This window comes from Kitasatospora sp. NPDC041988 (assembly GCF_055588525.1).
In genome coordinates this window covers 62,227-77,915 of the sequence record NZ_JBVJCO010000010.1, presented here as the reverse complement: position 1 = coordinate 77,915, position 15,689 = coordinate 62,227, and the positions used below count along the sequence as shown (strand labels likewise).

15 protein-coding genes are annotated in these 15,689 nt (G+C 72.5%); 11 read left to right on the top strand and 4 right to left on the bottom strand.

Annotated features, from left to right (window positions below):
* Positions 1–4: 4 nt before the first annotated feature.
* The 3 genes from hisS to ACZ6NC_RS12845 all read left to right on the top strand — a co-directional run bounded on the left by hisS (position 5) and on the right by ACZ6NC_RS12845 (position 3,665).
* Positions 5–1,267, top strand: coding sequence for a histidine--tRNA ligase (gene hisS, locus ACZ6NC_RS12855; protein ID WP_465731899.1), 1,263 nt, complete (start codon positions 5–7; stop codon positions 1,265–1,267).
* A complete protein-coding gene (gene aspS, locus ACZ6NC_RS12850; RefSeq protein ID WP_465731897.1) occupies positions 1,264–3,066 on the top strand; it encodes an aspartate--tRNA ligase in 1,803 nt (600 codons plus the stop codon). The genes hisS and aspS overlap by 4 nt, the downstream gene beginning before the upstream one ends.
* Before the next feature lie 92 nt (positions 3,067–3,158).
* Positions 3,159–3,665, top strand: a complete 507-nt coding sequence (locus ACZ6NC_RS12845; protein WP_465731896.1) for a GNAT family N-acetyltransferase — start codon at positions 3,159–3,161, stop codon at positions 3,663–3,665.
* On the opposite strand, the gene ACZ6NC_RS12840 is transcribed toward ACZ6NC_RS12845, so the two are convergent.
* Together ACZ6NC_RS12840 and ACZ6NC_RS12835 are read right to left on the bottom strand one after the other, a co-directional pair.
* Positions 3,662–3,940, bottom strand: coding sequence for a LysR family transcriptional regulator substrate-binding protein (locus ACZ6NC_RS12840; RefSeq protein WP_465731894.1), 279 nt, complete (start codon positions 3,938–3,940; stop codon positions 3,662–3,664). The two genes, ACZ6NC_RS12845 and ACZ6NC_RS12840, sit on opposite strands and share 4 nt — an antisense overlap.
* Positions 3,865–4,146, bottom strand: a complete 282-nt coding sequence (locus ACZ6NC_RS12835) for a hypothetical protein (RefSeq protein WP_465732139.1) — start codon at positions 4,144–4,146, stop codon at positions 3,865–3,867. Before ACZ6NC_RS12835 ends, ACZ6NC_RS12840 begins: the two co-directional genes overlap by 76 nt.
* Positions 4,147–4,555: 409 nt before the next feature.
* Between ACZ6NC_RS12835 and ppk2 the strand changes: the two genes are divergently transcribed.
* From ppk2 to rpsD, 4 genes are all read left to right on the top strand, one after another.
* Positions 4,556–5,338 carry a polyphosphate kinase 2 gene (gene ppk2 / locus ACZ6NC_RS12830; protein WP_465732121.1) on the top strand — a complete coding sequence of 261 codons (783 nt, stop codon included), beginning with the start codon at positions 4,556–4,558 and terminating at the stop codon, positions 5,336–5,338.
* Between the two features lie 117 nt (positions 5,339–5,455).
* A complete protein-coding gene (locus ACZ6NC_RS12825; RefSeq protein WP_465731892.1) occupies positions 5,456–6,070 on the top strand; it encodes an antibiotic biosynthesis monooxygenase in 615 nt (204 codons plus the stop codon).
* Between the two features lie 47 nt (positions 6,071–6,117).
* Positions 6,118–7,467, top strand: coding sequence for a replication-associated recombination protein A (locus tag ACZ6NC_RS12820; RefSeq protein ID WP_465731890.1), 1,350 nt, complete (start codon positions 6,118–6,120; stop codon positions 7,465–7,467).
* Between the two features lie 341 nt (positions 7,468–7,808).
* On the top strand, positions 7,809–8,423 hold the full coding sequence (gene rpsD / locus ACZ6NC_RS12815; protein WP_063346792.1) for a 30S ribosomal protein S4: 615 nt from the start codon (positions 7,809–7,811) through the stop codon (positions 8,421–8,423).
* Positions 8,424–8,543: 120 nt separating this feature from the next.
* On the opposite strand, the gene ACZ6NC_RS12810 is transcribed toward rpsD, so the two are convergent.
* Both ACZ6NC_RS12810 and ACZ6NC_RS12805 read right to left on the bottom strand, forming a co-directional pair.
* On the bottom strand, positions 8,544–8,870 hold the full coding sequence (locus ACZ6NC_RS12810) for a tetratricopeptide repeat protein (protein ID WP_465731887.1): 327 nt from the start codon (positions 8,868–8,870) through the stop codon (positions 8,544–8,546).
* Between the two features lie 82 nt (positions 8,871–8,952).
* Positions 8,953–11,208: an ATP-binding protein gene (locus ACZ6NC_RS12805; protein WP_465731885.1), complete on the bottom strand. Its 2,256-nt coding sequence runs from the start codon at positions 11,206–11,208 to the stop codon at positions 8,953–8,955.
* 227 nt (positions 11,209–11,435) lie between these two features.
* Between ACZ6NC_RS12805 and ACZ6NC_RS12800 the strand changes: the two genes are divergently transcribed.
* Genes ACZ6NC_RS12800 through ruvX form a run of 4 tightly spaced genes read left to right on the top strand, consistent with a single transcriptional unit; the run spans position 11,436 to position 15,541 of the window.
* Positions 11,436–11,912: a DUF948 domain-containing protein gene (locus ACZ6NC_RS12800; RefSeq protein WP_465731883.1), complete on the top strand. Its 477-nt coding sequence runs from the start codon at positions 11,436–11,438 to the stop codon at positions 11,910–11,912.
* A 4-nt stretch (positions 11,913–11,916) separates the two neighbouring features.
* Positions 11,917–12,384, top strand: coding sequence for a DUF6167 family protein (locus tag ACZ6NC_RS12795; protein ID WP_465731881.1), 468 nt, complete (start codon positions 11,917–11,919; stop codon positions 12,382–12,384).
* Entirely contained in the window at positions 12,384–15,053 is a 2,670-nt protein-coding gene (gene alaS / locus ACZ6NC_RS12790) for an alanine--tRNA ligase (protein ID WP_465731879.1), read from the top strand. The genes ACZ6NC_RS12795 and alaS overlap by 1 nt, the downstream gene beginning before the upstream one ends.
* Positions 15,053–15,541, top strand: coding sequence for a Holliday junction resolvase RuvX (gene ruvX, locus ACZ6NC_RS12785; RefSeq protein WP_465731877.1), 489 nt, complete (start codon positions 15,053–15,055; stop codon positions 15,539–15,541). Before alaS ends, ruvX begins: the two co-directional genes overlap by 1 nt.
* The last annotated feature ends 148 nt before the right edge of the window (positions 15,542–15,689 follow it).

The window sequence follows — 15,689 nt, the reverse complement described above, 5'->3', positions numbered from 1 at the left end:
GAAGTTGAGCACCTTCACCGCCCCCAAGGGCACCTACGACCTGCTGCCCCCCAGCTCCGCGACGTTCCTGGCGATCCGCGAGCGCCTCAGCGCGCCGCTGCGCCGGGCCGGCTACGGCTACATCGAGACCCCGGTCTTCGAGGACGTCAAGCTGTTCTCCCGCGGTGTCGGCGAGTCCACGGACATCGTCACCAAGGAGATGTTCTCCCTCACCAAGCGCGGCAAGGAAGACCTCGCGCTGCGCCCCGAGGGCACCGCGTCGGTGGTCCGCGCCGCCCTGCAGGCCAACCTGCACAAGCTGGGCAACCTGCCGGTCAAGCTCTGGTACTCCGGCTCCTTCTACCGCTACGAGCGCCCGCAGGCCGGCCGCTACCGCCAGTTCGCCCAGGTCGGCGCCGAGGCGATCGGCGCGGAGGACCCGGCGCTGGACGCCGAGCTGATCATCCTGGCCGACGACGCGTTCCGCTCGCTGGGCCTCGGCAACTACTCGCTGCTGATCAACAGCCTCGGCGACAAGCAGTGCCGCCCGGTCTACCGCACCGCGCTGATCGAGTTCCTGGCCGGCCTGGACCTCGACGAGGACACCCGCCGCCGCGCCGAGATCAACCCGCTGCGTGTGCTGGACGACAAGCGCGAGTCCGTCCAGGCCCAGCTGACCGACGCCCCCAAGCTGCGCGACTACCTCTGCGAGGAGTGCAAGGCCTACGACGAGAAGGTCCGCGAGCTGCTCACCGCCGCCGGCGTGCCCTTCACCGACGACCCCAAGCTGGTCCGCGGGCTGGACTACTACACCCGCACCACCTTCGAGTTCGTGCACAACGGCCTCGGCGCGCAGTCCGCGATCGGCGGCGGCGGCCGGTACGACGGTCTCTCCGAGATGCTCGGCGGCCCGGCGCTGCCGTCCGTCGGCTGGGGCCTCGGCGTCGACCGCACCTACCTGGCGATGGAGGCGGAGGGCGTCGTCCTCGACCTGCCCTCCACCACCTCCGTGTACGCCGTCGCGCTGAGCGACGAAGCGAAGAACGTCCTCTTCGCCAAGGTGGTCGAGCTGCGCCGCGAGGGCGTCGCCACCGACCTCGCCTTCGGCGTCAAGGGCATCAAGAACGCGATGAAGTCCGCGGACCGTTCCGGCGCCCGCTTCGCCGTGCTCGCCGGTGACCGGGACCTCGCCGAAGGCGTCGTCCAGCTGAAGGACCTGACCACCGGCGAGCAGAACCCCGTCGCCCTCGACGCACTCGTCACCACCCTGAAGGAGAAGCAGCTGTGATCCGCACGCACGACGCGGGCACGCTCCGCCCGGAGCACGCAGGCACCACCGTCACCCTGGCCGGCTGGGTCGCCCGCCGCCGAGACCACGGCGGCGTGGCCTTCATCGACCTGCGCGACGCCTCCGGCACCGTGCAGATCGTGGTCCGCGACCTGGACTCCGTCCACGGCCTCCGCGCCGAGTACTGCGTCAAGGTCGTCGGTGACGTCCGCGTGCGGCCCGAGGGCAACGAGAACCCGGACATCCCGACCGGCGCCGTCGAGGTCGTCGTCAGCGAGATCGAGGTGCTCTCCGAGGCCGCCCCGCTGCCCTTCCCGGTCGCCGAGTACGAGCCCGGCACGGTCAACGAGGAGGTCCGGCTCCGCTACCGCTACCTGGACCTGCGCCGTGAGGGCCCGGCCAAGGGCCTGCGGCTGCGCTCCAAGGTCAACAACATCATCCGCCGGGTGATGGAGGAGAACGACTACCTCGACATCGAGACGCCGTACCTCACCCGCTCCACCCCCGAGGGCGCCCGCGACTTCCTCGTCCCGGTCCGCCTGCAGCCCGGTCACTGGTACGCGCTGCCGCAGTCGCCCCAGCTGTTCAAGCAGCTGCTGATGGTGGCCGGCATGGAGCGGTACTACCAGATCGCCCGCTGCTTCCGCGACGAGGACTTCCGCGCCGACCGCCAGCCGGAGTTCACCCAGCTGGACATCGAGGCCTCGTTCGTCGACCAGGAGGACATCCTGGCCCTCGGCGAGAAGATCGTCGGCTCGATCTGGCGTGAGGTGCACGGGTACGAGCTGCCGAACCCGCTGCCCCGGATGACCTACGCGGACGCGATGGCCCGCTACGGCTCCGACAAGCCGGACGTCCGCTTCGGCCAGGAACTCACCGACCTCACCGAGTACTTCAAGGGCACCGAGTTCCGCGTCTTCCAGGCCCCGTACGTCGGCGCCGTGGTCATGCCCGGCGGCGCCTCGCAGCCGCGCAAGGCGCTCGACGCCTGGCAGGACTGGGCCAAGGCGCGCGGCGCCCGCGGCCTCGCCTACGTCGTCATCGACGCCGAGACCGGCGAGCTGCGCGGCCCCGTCGCCAAGAACCTCTCCGCCGAGCACCTGGCCGGCCTGGCCGCCGCCGCCGGCGCCAAGAACGGTGACGCGATCTTCTTCGCGGCCGGCAAGCAGCGCCCCTCGCAGGAGCTGCTGGGCGCCGCCCGCCTGGAGATCGGCCGCCGCTGCGAGCTGATCGACGAGTCCCAGTGGGCCTTCCTCTGGGTCGTCGACTTCCCGATGTTCGAGCCGATCGAGGACGACAAGGGCGAGTTCCAGGGCTGGCACGCGGTGCACCACCCCTTCACCGCCCCGACCGCCGAGTCGCTCGCCACCTTCGACACCGACCCGGGCTCGGCGCTCTCCAACGCCTACGACCTGGTCCTCAACGGCTCGGAGCTGGGCGGCGGTTCGATCCGTATCCACCAGCGGGACGTGCAGAAGCGGGCGTTCGACGCGATCGGCCTCTCCGAGGAGGAGGCGGCCTCGCAGTTCGGCTTCCTGCTGGACGCCTTCAACTACGGCCCGCCGCCGCACGGTGGCGTCGCCTTCGGCCTCGACCGGATCGTCACGCTGCTCGGCGGGTACGACACCATCCGGGACGTCATCGCGTTCCCGAAGACGTCCACCGGCGGCGACCCGCTGACCGGCGCCCCCACGCCGATCACCCCGGCGCAGCGCCGCGAGGCCGGCGTCGACGCCCAGCCGAAGGTCCGCGAGGACGCCAAGGCCGACGCCAAGTCCGAGGCCCAGCCCAAGGCTTGATGTTCCATCGGCTAACCTTTCACGGCCCCGGACGGCGCACCTGCCGTCCGGGGCCGGTCCACAACGGTGTGTGACAGAGAGAGGCTCCCCCCATGAGGGTCAGCACCAGAGTCGAGTGTCCGGACGACGCGCCCGCGACCAGACGGGTCCACATGGCCGCGTTCCCCGGCCCCGACGAGGCCGACCTGGTGGACGCGCTGCGCCGTGACCCCGCCTGGCTGCCCGGCCTGTCGCTGGTCGCGGTGGACGCGGCCGGCCTGGTCGTCGGCCATGCGCTGCTCACCCGGCTGCGGGTCGGCGACGGCCAGGGCCTGGCGCTCGCGCCGGTCGCGGTCGCGCCCGAGTGGCAGCGCAAGGGTGTCGGCGAGCTGGTCGTCCGGGCCGCGCTGGCGGCCGCCGAGGAGGCCGGCGAGAAGCTCGTCGTGGTGCTCGGCGACCCGGGCTACTACGGCCGGTTCGGCTTCCTCCCGGCCCAGCGGCACGAGATCACCGGCCCGTTCGAGGTGCCGGAGGCCTACTTCCAGGCGCTCGCCCTGCCCGCGTACGACGGTGGCCCGCGCGGGCTCTGCCGCTACCCGGAGCCGTTCGAGGCCGTCTAGGCCTCCGGAGCCCGGCCGGATCCGTTCCTGCGGGCGGGACTCCCGCCCGGCTGGGAACCGACCGTCGCCCGGCAGCTCTGCACGAACGCGGCCATCGCCGGGGTCAACTCCCGCTCCTTCGGCCAGTACAGCCCGACCTGGCTCGGGCTCAGCCCCCGCACCGGCCGGTACGCGACATCCTCCCGTGCCGCCAGCCGGCTCATCGTTTCCGGGGCGAAGCCGACGCCTTGGCCGCACACCACCGCGGCCGGCCACTCGTCGGCATTGTGCGCCACCGCGCCGATCCGCACCGGCCGCCCGCCCCGCTGTTGTTCTGCCGCAGCTCCACCTGCCGGCCGGGCATCCGCCGGGTGAAGTCCGTCACGGTGCTCCGGGTCATCACGTTGATCGTGCCGCCCTCGAAGCCCACCCGCAGCGTCGAGCCCTGCTCGGCCGCCGCCGCCGCGGTGGCGCGCAGCGCGTCGTCCCAGTCCGCCGGCATCGGGCCGGCGCCGAGCTCTCATTTGACAGTCGCAGCTACGACCGGCCGTAGTAGGATCACGGCCTACCTCGGTAGCGGTCAGGGCTTGGCCGTCACAAGGTTCTACGGATCCGAGTGAGAAGCTGCCCCGCTCGCGGGGCGGAGGAGTCACGCCCCAAGGTTATGGACTTATGGGGTGTTGGACGGGCTCGGCCCGGTCCAAGGTTGATCACCTCGCCGCACTGCCCAGCGTGGTACCGGCGGTTCAGGGGGCCGCCGGTGCTACGCAGTGGTGGTCCCCTGCGTCACCCGTCACGACCTGCGGCCAACGCTCATCCGTTCTAGCGTGAGTGATCATCAGCACCAGCCGGACGGAGGCACCCAGGTGGCAGCCAGGCCCGAGCGTGACGGAGCCCGCCCCCCGGAGCGGCTGGCGAGGAAGCCGTACGAGCGGGAGCTGCTGCGGCTCCAGAACGAACTCGTCAAGCTCCAGGAGTGGGTGCGTGCCGAGGGTGCCCGGCTGGTGGTCGTGTTCGAGGGGCGCGACGCGGCCGGCAAGGGCGGCGCGATCAAGCGGGTGACGGAGTATCTGAACCCGCGCATCGCCCGGGTCGTGGCGCTGCCCACCCCCACCGAGCGCCAGCGCAGCCAGTGGTACTTCCAGCGGTACGTCGAGCAGCTGCCGGCCGCCGGGGAGATCGTGCTGTTGGACCGCAGTTGGTACAACCGGGCCGGGGTCGAGCGGGTGATGGGCTTCTGCACGGACGAGGAGTACTGGCAGTTCCTGCACCAGTGCCCGATGTTCGAGCGGATGCTGACCGAGTCGGGCATCCTGCTGCGCAAGTACTGGTTCTCGGTCAGCGACACCGAGCAGCAGCGGCGTTTCCGGGACCGGCTGGAGGACCCGATGAAGCGCTGGAAGCTCTCACCGATGGACGTCGAGTCGATCACCCGCTGGGAGGACTACTCGCGGGCCAAGGACGAGATGTTCGTCTACACCGACGCCCCGGACTCGCCGTGGAACGTGGTGGAGAGCGACGACAAGCGGCGGGCCCGGATCAACATGATCGCCCACCTGCTCTCCACCCTCCCGTACCGCGAGGTGGCCCCGCCCCGGATCGAGCTGCCGACCCGCCCGAGCCCCCGGGGCTACCAGCGGCCGCCGCGCGACCTGCAGAAGTACGTGCCGGACCACGCGGCGGGGATCGGCTAGCGGCTCCTCCGAACGGCCCCGCGGCGTTGCCGTCGGCGGTCCCGGAGCGTGCGATGGACGTGCCCGTGAACGCGCGGACGCCCGGAGCGGCGCCCGCCGGATGTCAGGAGACCGCCCATGTTCGTTCGTACCGTCTACGCGACCGGTGACCCGGCGAAGCTCGACCGGACCCTCGACGGGCTCCGCGCCGAAGCGGTCCGGCTGCTGTCCGCGCAGCCCGGCTACCGGGGCTACGGCCTGTTCGCCAACCGGGAGCTCGGCATCATCACGATGGGCTCCTGGTGGGAGAGCCGGCAGGCCGAGCAGGACAGCGACGCGCAGCTGAAGCAGCGCCGTGCCGAGCTGCTGGCGCCGTTCGCGGGGACGGTGAGCACGGACACCTGGGAGGCCGTGGTCGCCGCCCGCCCCGCCCAGGTCGGTCCGGGGGCCTGGTTCCGGCTGACCAAGTTCGACTTCGACCGGGCGAACGCCGACCGGCTGGCCACCGCCTTCCGCGAGACGGCGCTTCCCGGGATGCAGCGGCTCGAGGGGTTCCTCGGTAGCTCCATGCTGCTCAACACCGAGGACGAGCGCGGCGCGGTGGGCGGCCTCTTCGCCGACAAGGCTGCTCTGGTGGCCTCCCGCGGGCCGATCGCGGAGGCCCGGGCGAAGGCCGTGGCCCAGGGCGGGGCGACCTTGCGGTCGCTGGAGGAGTTCGAGGTCGTCCTGCTGGACCTTCCGCACCAGCCGTAGGACTGCGGCCGGGCGGGGCTGTCGGCGCCCTCGCATAGGCTTCCGGTGTGGACGAACCGGACCTCTTCACCGCCGCCGCCGAGGAACGCCAGGCCAAGGAGCCCGGCCGGGCCCCGCTCGCCGTACGGATGCGCCCGCGCACCCTGGACGAGGTGGCCGGGCAGCGGCAGCTGCTGAAGCCCGGCTCACCGCTGCGCCGCCTCGTCGTCGGCTCGCGCGGGCCGGCGGCGACCAGCTCGGTGATCCTCTGGGGCCCGCCCGGCACCGGAAAGACCACGCTCGCGCACGTGATCAGCCAGGCCGTCGAGGGGCGCTTCGTCGAGCTGTCGGCGATCACCGCGGGCGTCAAGGAGGTCCGCGCGGTCATCGAGGGGGCCCGCCGGGCGGTCGGCATGAGCGGCAAGGAGACGGTGCTCTTCCTGGACGAGATCCACCGCTTCTCCAAGGCCCAGCAGGACTCGCTGCTGCCCGCGGTGGAGAACCGCTGGGTCACCCTGATCGCCGCGACCACCGAGAACCCGTACTTCTCGGTGATCTCCCCGCTGCTGTCACGGTCTCTGCTGCTCACCCTGGAGTCGCTGACCGACGAGGACATCCGCGCCCTGCTGCGCCGCGCGGTGGCCGACGAGCGCGGCCTGGAGGGCGCGCTGGAGCTGTCCGGGGAGGCCGAGGACCACCTGGTCCGCCTCGCCGGCGGGGACGCCCGGCGGGCGCTGACCACGCTGGAGGCGGCGGCCGGGGCGGCGCTGGAGAAGGGCGAGGCGAGCATCACCCTGGCCACCACCGAGACGGCGGTCAACCAGGCGGCCGTCCGCTACGACAAGGACGGCGACCAGCACTACGACGTCGCCAGCGCGCTGATCAAGTCGATCCGGGGCAGTGACGTCGACGCCACCCTGCACTACCTGGCCCGGATGATCGAGGCGGGGGAGGACCCGAGGTTCATCGCCCGGCGGCTGATGATCTCGGCCAGCGAGGACGTCGGCCTGGCCGACCCGACCGCGCTGACCACGGCGGTGGCGGCGGCCCAGGCGGTGGCGCTGATCGGCTTCCCGGAGGCGCGGATCATCCTCTCCCAGGCGGCGATCGCGCTGGCGCTGGCGCCCAAGTCCAACGCGGCCTACCTGGCGATCGACGCGGCGCTGGCGGACGTCCGGCAGGGCCTGGCCGGCGCGGTGCCGCCGCACCTGCGGGACGCGCACTACGGTGGCGCCGGCAAGCTCGGGCACGGCCAGGGGTACCAGTACCCGCACGACCTGCCGGAGGGCATCGCGGCGCAGCAGTACGCGCCGGACGCGGTGCACGGCAGGGCGTACTACCAGCCGACCCGGCACGGCGGCGAGGCCCGGTACGCGGACATCGTGGAGTGGACCAGGGGCCGGCTCAGGGGCGAGTGACCGGTGGGGAAATCCGCGGGGAAGGCTGCGGGTATACTCGTGCGGAGTGCCGTGTCCCGGGACGGCGGCAGGGGAGACCCTGACCGACCGGCCGCACCAGCGGGGCATCGGCGGTAGACCCCTCGCGGGGTCTTCAGGAGCGTCGCGCACCGTTTCGGTGTCGCGTGCAGCCCACCAACTCCGGTTCGGTGGGCCACTCGTGTGCAAGCACTTCCGTGCCCGGCCTCGGAGAGCGGCTGACCACACTGCCCGTGGGCGGTGCGGTTTTTCTCCGGACCGCGACGAGCGACCTCCGTCAACACCTGGTGAAGCCGTATTCGTTAGCAAGGAAGGTTTGGTTCATGGCGAACCAGAAGCGTCCCAAGGTCAAGATCGCGCGTGCGCTCGGCGTGCCGCTGACCCCGAAGTCCGTCAAGTACTTCGAGGCCCGCCCGTACCCGCCCGGCCAGCACGGCCGTGGCCGCAAGCAGAACTCGGACTACAAGGTCCGTCTGCTCGAGAAGCAGCGTCTGCGCGCCCAGTACGACCTGAGCGAGAAGCAGATGGCGCGCGCGTTCGACCGCGCGAAGAAGGCCGAGGGCAAGACCGGTGAGGCGCTCGTCGCCGAGCTGGAGACCCGTCTGGACTCGCTGGTGCTGCGTTCGGGCATTGCCCGCACCATCTACCAGGCCCGCCAGATGGTCGTCCACGGTCACATCGAGGTCAACGGCGGCAAGGTCAACAAGCCGTCGTACCAGATGAAGCCGGGCTTCGTGGTGACTGTGCGCGAGCGCAGCAAGGAGAAGGTCCCGTTCCAGGTCGCCCGTGAGGGTGGCTACGCGGGCGAGGGCCAGACCCCGAAGTACCTCGAGGTCAACCTGAAGGCCCTGGCCTTCCGCCTGGACCGTGCGCCGCAGCGCAAGGAGGTCCCGGTGATCTGTGACGAGCAGCTCGTCGTCGAGTACTACTCGCGCTGACCCGCGAGCGGTACGCCTGCCGTACCCAGCGAGCCCCCGTCGCCTTTCGAGGCGGCGGGGGCTCGCCCCTTTTCCGTTGCTCGCCCGCTCGCCAGAGGGTGCGGGGTGGACGCGGTCTGCTCAGAGGTCCTCGCCGGTCATCGCGGCGGCCAGCCGCAGGTGCGGGCGGGCCTCCTCGGCGCGGCCCTGGCGCTCCAGCGTCCGGCCGAGCATCAGCCGGGCGTAGTCCTCGGCGGGGGCGGCGTCGAGGATGCGGCGCAGCTCGGCCTCGGCCCGGGAGAGCTGGGCCGAGTGGTAGTAGCTGCGGGCCAGCAGCAGTCGGACCGAGAGGTTGGCCGGCTCCTCGGCGAGGACGCCCTCCAGCGTGCGGGCGGCGTCGGAGTAGGCCTTGGACTCGAAGTGGAACTTCGCGAGGCGGTACTCGTCGGCGGCGGTGTGGATGGCCACGGCTGCTCCTTCCGGGTGTGCTCGGCGCCGGTCCGGTGCGACGGTGCCGAGTGGTGCTGCCCCCTTGAGCAATGGACAAGTTTCAACTATTCCTGACCGGCGACGGCTGCGGCGCCGGCGGCACCGGGAAGGGGCCGGGCAGCGGCCCCGGGCCGTCCGCCCGCCCGTCGCCGCCGAGCGCGCGGTGGACGGCCGCGTCCAGGTCCAGCCGGGTGCCGCAGTCGAACCAGCCGGCGAACTCCTGCTCGGTCAGGCCGGCCCTGGCCCGCTCCTCGCACTCCCGGTGCGGGCCGTTGAAGGTGCGCGAGCCGAAGAAAGGCTTGCCCACGGCCTGCCAGATGCGGTGCGCGGCGCCCTGCAGCACCCTGGCCTCGTGCAGGTCGCCCGGCTCGCCCGGGCCGGCCGGCTCGGTCTCCAGCAGCGCCAGCAGGTCGATCGCCAGCACGATGCCGAGCAGGTCGCGGAAGAGGTGGTTGAGCCGGACGCTCTCCCGGGCCTGCGCACGGGCCAGCCGGATCTCGCCGTTCAGCCAGTGCGAGTACGCCAGCGCGTACAGCCCGTACGCGTACGCCCACTGCTCGCCGTGCTCCTCGCAGTGCTCGCGGACCTGGCCGAGCCAGAGCTCGCCGCTCTCCTGGTCGCCCTGGAAGAGGTAGGCGATGCCCAGCTCGAACATGGCCATCAGGACGTTGCTGTTGAGCTCGCCGATGGTCCGGTAGTGCCAGAGCGCCTCCTCGAACAGCTCGGCGGCGCGGGCCGGCTCGTCGCCGATCAGCGCCGCGCAGCCCTGCCGGTGGACGGCGTAGGCGAGCGCCCGGTCGTCGCCGGTGTCCAGCGCCTGGCGGCGGCACTCCTCCAGGGCGGGGCGGGCGGAGACCAGGTCCCCTTGGAGGGTGGCCATGTATCCGGTGACCCAGAGCGCCTTGGCACGGGCCTCGGTCGGCTGGGGGTCGAGGGCGAGCGCGCGGTCCAGCCAGTGCCGGCCCTCGCCGAGGTGGCCGCAGCCGACCCAGTAGAACCAGAGCGTGCCGGCCAGCAGCAGGGCGAGCTGCTCCTCGCCCGGTTCGGCCAGGCAGAACTCCAGCGCCGCGCGGAGGTTGGGGTGGGCGAGCCCGGTGCGCTCGGCGGTCTCGGCCTGCCGCGGGCCGAACCACTCGACCTCGCCCCAGGTGGCCACGCCCAGGTACCAGTCGCGGTGGCGGCGCAGCAGCCGCTGCTCCTCGCCGGCGGCGCGCAGCCAGTGCCCGCCGTAGTCGCGCAGCGTGTCCAGCAGCCGGAAGCGGGCGCCGAAGGCGCTCTCTGCGCCGGTCCGGCGGCCGGGAGGGGGCCCCAGCCGCATCACCACCGACTTGTTGATCAACTCGGAGAGCAGGTCGAGCAGCTCGTCCGGTTCGAGGCCCTCGCCGGCGCAGACGTACTCGGCGGCCTCCAGGTCGAAGCTGCCGGCGAAGACCGAGAGGCGGGCCCAGAGTAAACGTTCCTGCACTGTGCAGAGCTCGTGGCTCCAGCCGATCGTCGTCCGCAACGTCTGATGGCGCGGCAACGCCGTTCTGGAACCGCCGGTGAGCAGCCGGAAGCGGTCGTCCAGCCGGGCGCTGATCTGCTCCACCGACAGCGCGCGCAGCCGGCCGGCCGCCAGCTCCACGGCCAGCGGGATGCCGTCCAGCCGGTGGCAGAGCTGGGCGATCCCCTCGACGGTGGCCGGGGTGATCTCGAAGGACGGCTGCACCGCCCGGGCCCGGTCGGCGAAGAGCCGCACCGCGTCCGGCAGCATGCCGGGGCCCACCCGACCGATCGGCAGTGGGCCGACCGGCAGCGGCGCCAGCGTCAGCAGGTGCTCGCCCGAGGCACGCAGCGCCTCCCGGCTGGTGGCCAGCACCCGCAGGCCCGGCGCCGCCCGCAGCAGCGTGTCGGCCAGCTCCGCGCAGGGCCCCACCAGGTGCTCGCAGCCGTCCAGCACGATCAGCAGCCGGCGCCCGGCCAGCTGCTCGGTCAGGACGTCCAGGGGCGCCCGGGCGGTGCCGTCGGTCAGCCGCAGCGCCTCCAGCACCGCGTGGCCGAGCAGCAGCGGGTCCTGCACCGGGGCCACCTCGACCAGCCAGGTGCCGTCCGGGAAGGCACCGGCGGCCCGGGCCGCCGCGCGCAGCGCCAGCCGGCTCTTGCCGACCCCGCCCGGCCCGGTCACCGTCACCAGCCGGGCGGCGGCCAGCAGCAGGGCCAGGGCGGCCAGCTCCTCGTGCCGCCCGACGAAGCTGGTCACCTCCGCGGGCAGCCGGCCGGGCGCCCCGGTCTGCCGCGCCGCCGTCCCTCTCGGGTCCGCTGTCGAGTCGCCGGTCAACCCCTGCTCCCGGGTCCGGGCCCGGACCCTCACGGCCGGACGCTGTTCGGACCGCCCCGGCGACGGCCCGCCCGGTGGAACGAGGTGACCGACCGGTAGGTTACGCGCGCGCGGCTCGCCCGCCCGGCCGGATCGCGGGAGCTCCGCGGGCGACAACCCGGTCGGGAAACCCGGCGTCGGCGCGATAGGGTTCCCTCGGAGAACAGCAAGGCGAGGGAGCGCGCAAGGTGTCCGTGGGAGAGCTGGCCGGGTTGCTCGTCGCCGTGTTCTGGGCGGTCCTGGTCACCCTGCTCGCCGTCGTGCTGGTCCGGCTCTCGCGGGTGCTCAAGGAGGCCACCGTCCTGGTCTCCGCCGTCACCGAGCAGGCCGTGCCGCTGCTGACCGACGCCGGCGCCGCCGTGCGCAGCGCCAACGAGCAGCTGGAGCGGGTGGACGAGATCACCGCCAACGTGCAGGACGCCGCCGCCAACGCCAACGCGCTCTCCTCCACCGTCGCGGCCACCCTGGGCGGGCCGCTGGTCAAGGTCGCGGCCTTCAGCTACGGCGTCCGCAAAGCCGTCGCCAAGCAGAACGGCACCCTGACGCTGCCCACCCAGCCGGGTGAGCGCGAGGAGCTGGCCCGGCTGATCCGGGCCGAGGTGCGCGCCGCGACGGCGCCCAAGAGCGGCCTGCTCGCCCGGGTCCGGCGCGCGGTGAGGGGCTGACGGCATGGTGCGACGCATCTTCTGGATGGCGGTCGGCGCCGGCGCCACCGTCTGGGCCATGAACAAGGCCAACGAGGCCGTGCACCGGCTCACCCCGGACAGTCTCTCCGGCACCGCCGCGCGCGGTGCGCTGCACCTGGGCGACGCGGCCAAGCGCTTCGCGCAGGACGTGAAGGCCGGCATGGCCGAGCGCGAGGAGCAGCTGCGCGAGGACCTCGGACTGGACGGCACGGCCGTCGTCGAGCCCCGTCGCCGGGCCCTCCCTTCGCCCGCCAGCACCCTTCTTGGGAAGCGCTCCGCGCTGCCCCCCTCGCGTGAGCCCCAGTACCGAGCTATCTCGGCGGCGCCCGGCAGCCCGGCCGCCGCCCTGCCTCCGTCCAGCAGTGCCCGCAACACCCCCGAAGCCATCGAAAAGACGCCCCGCCGCGCGCTGCCGCGGCCGGGCGGTACCCCGAACCGGAAGGACCACTAATGGAGTCGGCAGAGATCCGCCGCCGCTGGCTGCGCTTCTTCGAGGAGCGCGGCCACACCGTCGTTCCGTCGGCGTCCCTGGTCGCCGACGACCCCACCCTGCTGCTGGTCAACGCCGGCATGGTGCCCTTCAAGCCGTACTTCCTGGGCGAGGTCAAGCCGCAGTTCTCGCGCGCCACCAGCGTCCAGAAGTGCGTGCGCACCCTGGACATCGAGGAGGTCGGGAAGACCACCCGGCACGGCTCCTTCTTCCAGATGTGCGGCAACTTCTCCTTCGGTGACTACTTCAAGGAAGGAGCCATCAAGTTCGCGTGGGAGCTGCTCACCGCGCCCGTCGCGGACGGCGGCTACGGCCTGGAGAAGGAGAAGCTCTGGATCACCGTCTACAAGGACGACGACGAGGCCGAGCAGATCTGGCGGGACGTCATCGGCGTGCCGTCCGAGCGCATCCAGCGCCTCGGCATGAAGGACAACTTCTGGTCGATGGGCGTCCCCGGCCCGTGCGGCCCGTGCTCGGAGATCAACTACGACCGCGGCCCCGCGTACGGCGAGGAGGGCGGCCCGGCCGTCAACGGCGAGCGCTACCTGGAGATCTGGAACCTGGTCTTCATGCAGTACGAGCGCGGCCACGGTGACGGCAAGGACGGCTTCGAGATCCTCGGCGACCTGCCGAGCAAGAACATCGACACCGGCCTCGGCCTGGAGCGCCTCGCCGCCATCCTGCAGGGCGTCGACAACCTCTTCGAGATCGACACCAGCCGGATGATCCTCGACCACGCCGCCGAGCTGACCGGCCACACCTACGGCGCCGACCACAAGTCGGACGTCTCGCTGCGCGTGGTCACCGACCACATCCGCACCGCGCTGATGCTCATCGGCGACGGCGTCACCCCCGGCAACGAGGGCCGCGGCTACGTGCTGCGCCGCATCCTGCGCCGCGCCATCCGCAACATGCGCCTGCTGGGTGCCACCGGCGTGGTCGCCAAGGACCTCACGGACACCGCCATCAAGGCGATGGCCCCGCAGTACCCGGAGCTGGAGACCGACCGCAAGCGGATCGAGACGGTCGTCGCCGGGGAGGAGGCGGCCTTCCTGCAGACCCTGAAGGCCGGCACCAGCCTGCTGGACACCGCCGTCACCGAGACCAAGCAGGCCGGCGGCGCGGTGCTCTCCGGCGAGCAGGCGTTCAAGCTGCACGACACGTACGGCTTCCCGATCGACCTCACCCTGGAGATGGCCGAGGAGCAGGGCCTCCAGGTGGACGAGTCCGGCTTCCGCCGCCTGATGCAGGAGCAGCGGGACCGCGCCAAGGCGGATGCCAAGGCCAAGAAGATGGGTCACGCCGACGTCGCCGCGTACCGCGAGGTCGCCGACAAGTCCGGTGCCAGCGTCTTCACCGGCTACAACCTCACCGAGGGCGAGGCCACCGTCGTCGGCCTGCTGGTGGACGGCCTCCCGGCGCCGGCCGCGAGCGAGGGCGACGAGGTCGAGATCATCCTCGACCGCACCCCGTTCTACGCCGAGGGCGGCGGTCAGCTCGCCGACCACGGCCGGATCCGGCTGGACTCCGGCGCCGTGGTGGAGATCCGCGACGTGCAGCAGCCCGTTCCGGGCGTCACCGTGCACTCCGGCGGCGTGCTGTTCGGTGAGGTCGTGCTCGGCGCCTCGGCGTACGCCACCATCGACATCGACCGCCGCCGCGCGATCGCCCGCGCCCACTCGGCCACCCACCTGACCCACCAGGCGCTGCGCGACGCGCTCGGCCCGACGGCCGCCCAGGCCGGCTCCGAGAACGCCCCCGGCCGCTTCCGCTTCGACTTCGGCTCGCCCGCCGCCGTGCCCGGCAGCGTGCTGGTCGACGTCGAGCAGAAGATCAACGACGTGCTCACCCGCGAGCTGGACGTCACCGCCGAGGTCATGACGATGGACCAGGCCCGCAAGGCCGGTGCCATCGCCATGTTCGGCGAGAAGTACGGCGACGAGGTCCGGGTCGTCACCATCGGTGACTTCTCCAAGGAGCTCTGCGGTGGCACGCACGTCGGCAACACCGCCCAGCTGGGCCTGGTGAAGCTGCTCGGCGAGTCCTCGATCGGCTCCGGCGTGCGCCGCGTCGAGGCGCTGGTCGGCGTGGACGCGTACAAGTTCCTGGCCCGCGAGCACACCGTGGTCTCCCAGCTGACCGAGCTGGTCAAGGGCCGCCCGGAGGAGCTGCCGGAGAAGATCTCGGGCATGCTCGCCAAGCTCAAGGACGCCGAGAAGGAGATCGAGCGCTTCCGCGCCGAGAAGGTCCTGGCCGCCGCGGCGGGCCTGGCCGACTCGGCCGAGGACGTCCAGGGCATCGCCGTGGTGGCCGCCCAGGTCGCCGACGGCACCGGCGCGGACGAGCTGCGCAAGCTGGTCCTGGACGTGCGCGGCCGCCTCGGCGCGCGCCCGGCCGTCGTCGCCGCCTTCACCGTGGCCAACGACCGCCCGCTGACCGTGATCGCCACCAACGAGGACGCCCGTGGGCGCGGTATCAAGGCCGGCGAGCTGGTCCGGGTCGCCGCCAAGACCCTCGGCGGCGGCGGTGGCGGCAAGGACGACGTCGCCCAGGGCGGCGGCTCCAACCCGGGTGCGGTCGGCGAGTCCATCGCCGCGGTGCGCGGCCTGGTCGCGGAGCGCGCCAACTGATGGTCGAGGAACCCCAGGCGGAACGGCCCTTCCGGCGGGGGCGGCGGATCGCCGTCGACGTCGGTGACGCCCGGATCGGGGTCGCGTCCTGCGACCCCGACGGGGTGCTCGCCACACCCGTGGAGACCGTCCCCGCCGGGGTGAAGTCGCAGGCCAGGATCGCCGCGATCGCCGAGGAGTACGACGCGATCGAGGTGATCGTCGGGCTGCCGCGCTCGCTCAGCGGCAAGGAGGGCCCGGCCGCCGAGAAGGTCCGGGCGTACGCCACCCGGCTGGCCAACCGGCTCTACCCGGTGCCGGTGCGGCTGGTCGACGAGCGGATGTCCACCGTCACCGCGACCCACGGCCTGCGGGCCTCCGGGGTCAAGGCGAAGAAGGGCCGCTCGGTGGTCGACCAGGCCGCCGCGGTGGTGATCCTGCAGACCGCCCTTGAGTCCGAACGGGTGAGCGGACGGCCGCCCGGCGAGAGCGTCGAGGCGGTCGGCTGATCGGTCTGGTCTAACGTCCCGGTGAGGGGGCCGGGGGGGGGGGGGGGGGAGGGGGGGGGGGGGCGGGGTCGGGGGGGGGGGGGGGGGGGAAGGAAAAGAGAAGAGAGGGCAGCCGCAGGGCAATCGGAATCCCTCCCCGGCTTGTTTT